General features: G+C 69.5%; 4 protein-coding genes. 1 reads left to right on the top strand and 3 read right to left on the bottom strand.

The genetic code is table 11. From position 1 onward, the window contains the following. Window positions 1-447: 447 nt before the first annotated feature. From D0D37_RS45735 to aspS, 3 genes are all read right to left on the bottom strand, one after another. Window positions 448-1635 carry a phosphotransferase gene (locus D0D37_RS45735; protein ID WP_116206805.1) on the bottom strand — a complete coding sequence of 396 codons (1188 nt, stop codon included), beginning with the start codon at window positions 1633-1635 and terminating at the stop codon, window positions 448-450. A 69-nt stretch (window positions 1636-1704) separates the two neighbouring features. Next, window positions 1705-2646 (bottom strand): DUF389 domain-containing protein, encoded by a 942-nt coding sequence (locus D0D37_RS45730; RefSeq protein WP_116206804.1) that lies wholly within the window; start codon window positions 2644-2646, stop codon window positions 1705-1707. Continuing rightward, window positions 2646-4442, bottom strand: coding sequence for an aspartate--tRNA ligase (gene aspS, locus D0D37_RS45725; protein ID WP_116206806.1), 1797 nt, complete (start codon window positions 4440-4442; stop codon window positions 2646-2648). The genes D0D37_RS45730 and aspS overlap by 1 nt, the downstream gene beginning before the upstream one ends. A gap of 298 nt (window positions 4443-4740) precedes the next feature. Between aspS and D0D37_RS47720 the strand changes: the two genes are divergently transcribed. Further along, on the top strand, window positions 4741-4945 hold a 205-nt coding region (locus tag D0D37_RS47720), incomplete at its 3' end, for a hypothetical protein (protein ID WP_208720573.1).

Below are 4945 nucleotides of genomic sequence, written 5' to 3'. Positions count from 1 at the left end.
GGTGATGGGGAGGTAACGCGGTATGGACGGAGGTGGGAACTTCCGGTACTTGGCGGGGGTGGGGTCTGGTTTGCGGAGTTTGCGGGCTCGGGGGTGGCTCTGATTCGGCTCGTCGCCTGGCGGCGACATTGCGCACGGTCGTGCGTGGGGCACCCCGAAGCTGATTGTGATGACGGTCTGAGGGTGCTTGTCAAGGCGGGAAAGATGCCTTGACAAGCACCCTCAGACCGCATTTTTGGCTTCGTATCGGGGTGCGGGGGTGGTGTGGGTGCACTGCGAGTTGGGTGCAGCGGTGCGGTTGGGTAGCGGGCGGGTGGTCCGTGAAGGGCCCCTTGAGGGAATCTAATTCCCTCAAGGGGTCCCTCACGGACGTTCGAGGGTCGTGAGGGGAACCCTGAGGGACTCAGAGTCCGTGAGGGTTCCCCTCACGGACTCTGCGCGCGGGGGTCAGCGGAAGGCTGGGTAGAAGGCCAGGTCGGCGTGCGGGCCTAGGCGGGCGGCTAGGGCTGCGGCGACTCGGGTGGAGTGTTCGGCTACCTCGGTCAGGCGTGAGTAGCCCGCGTGCCTTGCCAGTTCGCGCCACCATGTGACCAGGGCTGCCTCTCGGCTTACCGGGGTGGCGTGCCTGCGCAGGTTCAGGTGCGGGAGCAGGTCGCGGGTGATTTGCCAGACTTGCAGCATTTCGCTGATGGTGAGTTGCTTCGCCAGTTCGACGTCGTCGGCGAAGGACGGCCACACATCTACGATTTCGGCTCGCCAGGCGGCGATCATCGCCTCGCTCATGCCTGCGGGGAGCGCCATCGCGCGCGGGTCCGAGACGAACGGCAGGCGCAGGCACGACGCGTCGACCAGGGCGGTGCGGACTCGGCCTCGTTCGAAGTCCAGGAAGCGGACTCCAGAGCCGGTGACCAGGTTGTTTTCCGGGGCCAGTTCGACGGGGCTGAAGGCGCGGAAGGCCGCCGATCGGGCTTGGGCGGTGGCTTCGGCGATGCGTTCTCGGACTGCTTCCGGGACGGGTACGTCGAGCAACTCAGAGAGGAGTTCTTCGACGTCGTCGGCCAGACCCGTCAAGCCGTCGTTGTCGGTTCGGATCGGGCCGCCCAGGCGGCGCAGCAGGGCGTTGAAATCGGCCTCTCGGCTGGCGGTGCTGGCGTGCAGGCGGCCCAGCGAGCGTGCCCAGGACAGCAGGGCTCGCTCGGCCGCGCGGGAGTCGCGGGCGGCCAATTTGTCCTGCAGCGTGGGCGCGCGGCCCAGGTCTTCGATGACCAGCACGCGGTCGCCGCCGTCGTGGGCGAGGAGTTCTGGGCACATTCGCTCGTCTGGGGCCAGCGCGGTGAACAGCTGGTAGCTGACGGCTTCCTGGGCGAACGGATCGACCCGGCCGGGTTCCGGCGGGTCCGGGTAGTGCTTCACCACCAGCGTGCGCGGCAGTGCGAAGGAGGAGGACACGACCCTTGCCCGGACGACTGTCGCCGGTCCGCTTCCGGAGAGGTGCTCCGGCGAGACCAGCGTGATCGCGCTCCCGAACCGGCGCGTGAGCACCGCCTCGCCCGCCGCGACGGCCGCGGCGACGGCGAGTTCCCCGGCTTCCGCCCGGACTCCGGCGTCGCCGGCGGAGGAGGTGTCGACTGTCATTGTCACCGACCCTACTCGTGACTGAGCAACCATGACCACAACGTTCCGGGCGCCGGGACGCGCCCTGAATCACCCACGGGAAAGCGGACGCGACAACGCCTCGGAACGTTGCTTGCGTCGGCGAACTATCAGCACAATGGCCGCAGCAAGAACGATTCCGAAGAGGTTGACCAGCAGCTGCAGCACCGAAAAACCGGTCCGGTCCCACCGTCCGGCGACCGCCGCGACCATCGCGTAACCGGCCGCGGGAACCGTCGTCACCGAAATGAACACGCCGACCAGCGCGGCCGATTTCGCCGACGTCATCGCGAGCATTCCGGCCGCCCCGGCGAGCAATGCCACCACGAACGACGCGGGCCCGACCTGGTACACGAAATCGACCTGGTGGTTGTTGACGATCGCGTGCGGGTCGAAGAGCCCGGCCGTGCTGCCGAGCAGCGCGCCGAGCAGCGTGATCGCCATGGAGACCGGGAAGCCGACCGCCAGCGCGAGCCCGGCGCGGCGCACCAGGTCCCAGCGGCTCAGCACCACCCCGACCGCGATCGCGGCGAGCGGGCCGAACTCGGGCCCGACTACCATCGCGCCGACGATCGTGACCGACGAGTCAGTGAGCACGCCGACCGCGGCGAGCAGGCACGCGATGGCGAGGAACGCCTGGAACGTGGCGTTCCACCGCGATTCCTCGCCGGTGCGGCCGAGCAGCTCCTGCCACACGACCGCGTCCGCGCCTTCGCCGGGAGCGGCTTCCTCGGCCGCGTCGGCGGCATCGGAAAGCGCTGTGTCCAGCGATTCCATGGTGATGCCGCCGGTGCGGTCGAGACCGAGCGTGCACAACGCGTCGACGATGTCGTCGGCCGCTTCCCGCGCGATGTCCGCCTCGACGAGGTCGCCCTCAGGCGAGACGGACGCCCCGCGGTGCACGATCAGGTGCGCCGCGCCCGGGTGGGTGCGCAGCAGCTCCAGTGTCTCGTCAGTGCGCTCCGGCGGGCAGATTGCCCTGAGGTGCAGCACTAGTTTTGCGGTGCGGCAGCCGATTTGCTCTGCGGGACAGCCGGTTTCGCGTCGATCCCGGCTTCCTTGCGCTGCTGCGCGGTGATCGGCGCGGGCGCCGCGGTGAGCGGGTCGTAGCCGCCGCCGGTCTTCGGGAACGCGATCACGTCGCGCAGCGAGTCGGCCTTGGCCAGCAGCATCACGATGCGGTCCCAGCCGAACGCGATGCCGCCGTGCGGGGGCGCGCCGAACTGGAACGCTTCGAGCAGGAAGCCGAACTTCTCCTGCGCTTCCTCCTCGCCGAGGCCCATCAGCGCGAACACGCGCTTCTGGACGTCCTCGCGGTGGATACGGATCGAGCCGCCGCCGATCTCGTTGCCGTTGCAGACGAGGTCGTAGGCGTAGGCGAGCGCGTTGCCCGGGTCCTGCTCGAACTTGTCGATCCACTCCGGCGTCGGCGAGGTGAACGCGTGGTGCACGGCGGTCCACTTGCCCGAACCGACCGCGACGTCGTCGCCGATGTCCTCGACCGGCGCGAACAGCGGCGCGTCCACGACCCACACGAACGACCAGGCGTCCTCGTCGATCAGGCCGAGCTTGCGGCCGATCTCGTCGCGCGCGGCGCCGAGCAGCGGCTGCGCGGCGGAAACCTTGCCCGCGGCGAAGAAGATGCAGTCGCCGGGCTTCGCGCCCGCGGCTTCCGCGACGTTCGCGCGCTCGGTCTCGGACAGGTTCTTGGCAACCGGGCCGCCGAGCGTGCCGTCCTCGTTGACCAGGACGTACGCCAGGCCCTTCGCGCCGCGCTGCTTCGCCCACTCCTGCCAGGCGTCGAGCTGACGGCGCGGCTGCGAGGCCCCGCCCGCCATGACGACCGCGCCGACGTACGGGGCCTGGAACACGCGGAACGGCGTGTCGGCGAAGAAGTCGGTGAGTTCGGTGATCTCGAGGTCGAAGCGCAGGTCCGGCTTGTCGGAGCCGTACTTCGCCATCGAGTCGCGGTAGGTGATCCGCGGGATCGGGGTGGCGATCTCGTGGCCGACCAGCTTCCAGAGCGACTTCACGATCGCTTCGCCGACCGCGATGACGTCGTCCTGCTCGACGAAGCTCATCTCGATGTCGAGCTGGGTGAACTCGGGCTGCCGGTCGGCGCGGAAGTCCTCGTCGCGGTAGCAGCGGGCGATCTGGAAGTAGCGTTCCATGCCGCCGACCATGAGCAGCTGCTTGAACAGCTGCGGCGACTGCGGGAGCGCGTACCAGGAGCCGGGCTTGAGCCGCGCGGGCACCAGGAAGTCGCGGGCGCCCTCCGGGGTGGAACGGGTCATCGTCGGCGTCTCGATCTCGACGAAGTCCTGCCCGTGCAGCACCTCGCGCGCGACGCGGCTGACCTCGCTGCGCAGCCGGATAGCGGCCGCCGGGCCGCTGCGGCGCAGGTCGAGGTAGCGGTACTTGAGCCGGACCTCCTCGCCGACGTCGACCCGGTCGTCGATCGGGAACGGCAGCGGAGCGGCCTCGGACAGAACGACGAGTTCGGTGGCGAGCACCTCGATGTCGCCGGTGGGGATGTCGGGGTTCGCGTTGCCCTCGGGCCGCCGCGACACCTCGCCGACGACCTTCACGCAGAACTCGGAGCGCAGCGCGTGCGCGCGCTCGGCCATCTCGCCCTCGCGGAACACGACCTGCGCGACGCCGCTGGCGTCCCGGAGGTCGATGAAGATGACTCCGCCGTGATCGCGCCGCCGCGCCACCCAGCCGGTGAGGGTGACGGTCTGACCGGCCTGCTCGGCACGCAGAGTGCCGGCTTGATGAGTGCGGAGCACTGCGACTGCTCTCCCTAGGTCCACGAGGTTCGGGTGCGGCGTGGTGTTCGGGTATTCGCCGAACACGCATTTCGCCGGATACAGAGGCTAACGAACTCGGTGCCGGAGGGTGCGGGCAGGTTTGGGTCGGGCTGGCCGGGAGGCGGGAGTCGGGGTGGTGAGGGCCGCGAGTTCGAGTGGTGGGCGGGTTTGGCGAAGCGGCGAGGGCTGCAGGTTCGCGTGGCGGCCAGGTTGGAGAGGTGGCTCGGGCTTGGCGGGTGGCTCGGACTTGGCTACATGGTGAGGGCTGCAGGTTCGCGTGGCGGACGGGTTCGGCGGGCAGTTCGGGCATGGCGAGGCGGCTCGGACTAATGCGGACGGCGAAGCGGGGGCAGCGGAGGCTCGAGTCGTGGGTTCGGCGAACTGGCCGGGCAGCGGGGTTTGGGGCGGTGAGGGGCTGCGGGCTCGGATAGTGGAGGTGTTCGGCGGGCAGCTTGGGCTTGGCGGTGCGGCCAGGGCTAATG

Origin of the sequence: Amycolatopsis circi (assembly GCF_003385235.1) — a bacterium.
GTDB lineage: Bacteria > Actinomycetota > Actinomycetes > Mycobacteriales > Pseudonocardiaceae > Amycolatopsis > Amycolatopsis circi.
This window is presented reverse-complemented; position numbering and strand designations above follow the sequence as displayed.